Genomic DNA, 2,098 nt, shown 5'->3' with positions numbered 1-2,098 from the left:
CGGTGCGGTCCTCGTCGCTGATATGCGGCGATTCCTCGATCAGGACGGTGACGAGGACGATACGTTCATGCAGGACGTGGTTGTGATTGACGAACTGGGTCAGCGCCAGCGGCACGCCCCTCGCTGCGGATGCCAGGAACACCGCCGTGCCGGGCAGCCTGGCGCTGCACTTGTTGACCGCGGTCTCGATCAAATCCTCCTCGGGCTGGCGCAGTTTTCCGCGCGCGGCCTCGACCAGCTTCACGCCGGCGCGCCAGGTCAGCATCAGGAACGCGACGAGGGCCGCGAGCAGCAGCGGAAACCAGCCACCCTCGAACAGCTTGATCGAATTGGCCGAGAAGAAGATCACGTYGATCACGAAGAAGAAGCCGTTCACGGCAACCACGAGCCACGGCGAATAGCCCCACTGGATCGCGACCAGGGCTGCGAGCAGCGTGGTGATCGCCATCAACAGTGACACCGCGATGCCATAGGCGCCGGCCAGCGCATCGGAGGTGCCGAAGGAGAGCACGGCGCCGAGCGTTCCGGCCGCGAGCAGCCAGTTCACCAGCGGCACGTAAATCTGGCCGATCGCGTGGCTGGTGGTGTGGCGGATCTGCATCCGCGGCAGGAAGCCGAGCTGGATCGACTGCTGCGTCAGCGAGAACACGCCGGAGATGATGGCCTGCGACGCGATCACGGTCGCGACCGCGGAGAAGGCGACCAGCGGGTAATGCAACGCGTCTGGGCAGAGCTGGAAGAACGGGTTCTCGATCATGGAGGGATCAGTGATCAGGAGCGCGGCCTGGCCGAAGTAGTTCAGCACCAGCGCGGGCAGGCAGATGGCGAACCAGGCCAGCCGGATCGGGAAACGGCCGAAATGTCCCATGTCGGCGTACATGGCCTCGCCGCCGGTCACGGCGAGGAAGGCGGCACCCAGGATGCCGAATGAGACATGGAAATCCTGGTGGATCAGGAAGTCGAAGGCATAGAGCGGGCTGAGCGCGGCCAGCACCGCGGGGGCCTGGACGATGCCGTGGATGCCGAGCGCGGCGAGCACGAAGAACCAGGCGAGCATCACCGGACCGAAGATGCGGCCGATGAAGCCGGTGCCCTGCTTCTGCATCATGAACAGCCCGACCAGGATGACGACGGTGACGGGCACCACCACCGGCGCAAGCGAGGGCGCGTCAACCTTGAGGCCCTCGATGGCGCTCAGCACGGAGATCGCCGGCGTGATCGCACCGTCGCCGTAGAGCAGGGCGGCGCCGACGAGGCCGACCACCAGAAGATGCGCGCGCCAGGTGCCGGGTTGGGCGTTGCGGGCGTGGAGCAGGGCCAGCAGGGCGACGATGCCGCCTTCGCCGCGGTTGTCCGCGCGCAGGATCAAAAGCGCATATTTCAGCGAGATGATCAGCAGCAGCGCCCAGAGGATGAGCGACGCAATCCCCAGGACAGCATCGGGAGCGAGGGTAGCCCCACGGGCGGCCGCCTTGGCGGCTTCCTTCAGGGCATAGAGAGGGCTGGTGCCGATATCGCCATAGACCACCCCGAGGGCGCCCATGGTCATGGCAAGCGGCAGTGGATCAGGATGATGGCCGGAAGCGACTGCGGGCGTACTGGACAATGGCGACCCCCTGATGGGATCGCGCCCGGCGGGCCATTCCGACGGGCGCGAGCATCACGCAGTCTGCGACGAGACGTCGCAAATATCCATGGGGTTTATCTTGTCGTCGATCTTGGAAGCTTACCTGACGCGAAACTGACAGACCGGACTACGGGGTGCGGTCGGCCGTCACGAGGCGAACCACGCGAATGTCAGCCTTGGTGCCGGCACGGCGGAGGCAGGACGCTTCGAAATTCGGCCAGGCCTGCTGCGAGCAATCGCGGCCGATGGAGCGGATATCGAGCCGATCGGCCTTGGCGAGCGGCTGCGGCACGCTGGCCTCGACGGTCGGGGCAAAGCCGGGCAGGAGGGTGAGGGCTGCGGCAACACACGCAGCGATGGCGATCGCTGAAAGAGCCTTGATCATTGACAGTCCCCTGTGATGCGGCCGCTACGCCCAGTATGCGGCCCGTCATTTGTTGGCCGGATTAGTAACCATGGCCAGTTTCCGGA

General features: G+C 65.6%; 2 protein-coding genes. Both read right to left on the bottom strand.

Annotated features, from left to right (window positions below; translation table 11 throughout):
- Positions 1–1,549: KUP/HAK/KT family potassium transporter (locus AC1D00_RS38215; RefSeq protein ID WP_477014235.1), on the bottom strand; the 1,549-nt coding region annotated here is incomplete at its 3' end.
- 205 nt (positions 1,550–1,754) lie between these two features.
- Positions 1,755–2,012, bottom strand: coding sequence for a hypothetical protein (locus AC1D00_RS38210; RefSeq protein WP_135175302.1), 258 nt, complete (start codon positions 2,010–2,012; stop codon positions 1,755–1,757).
- Between the last annotated feature and the right edge of the window lie 86 nt (positions 2,013–2,098).

Source organism: Bradyrhizobium sp. P2_E8 (assembly GCF_056403875.1).
This window is presented reverse-complemented; position numbering and strand designations above follow the sequence as displayed.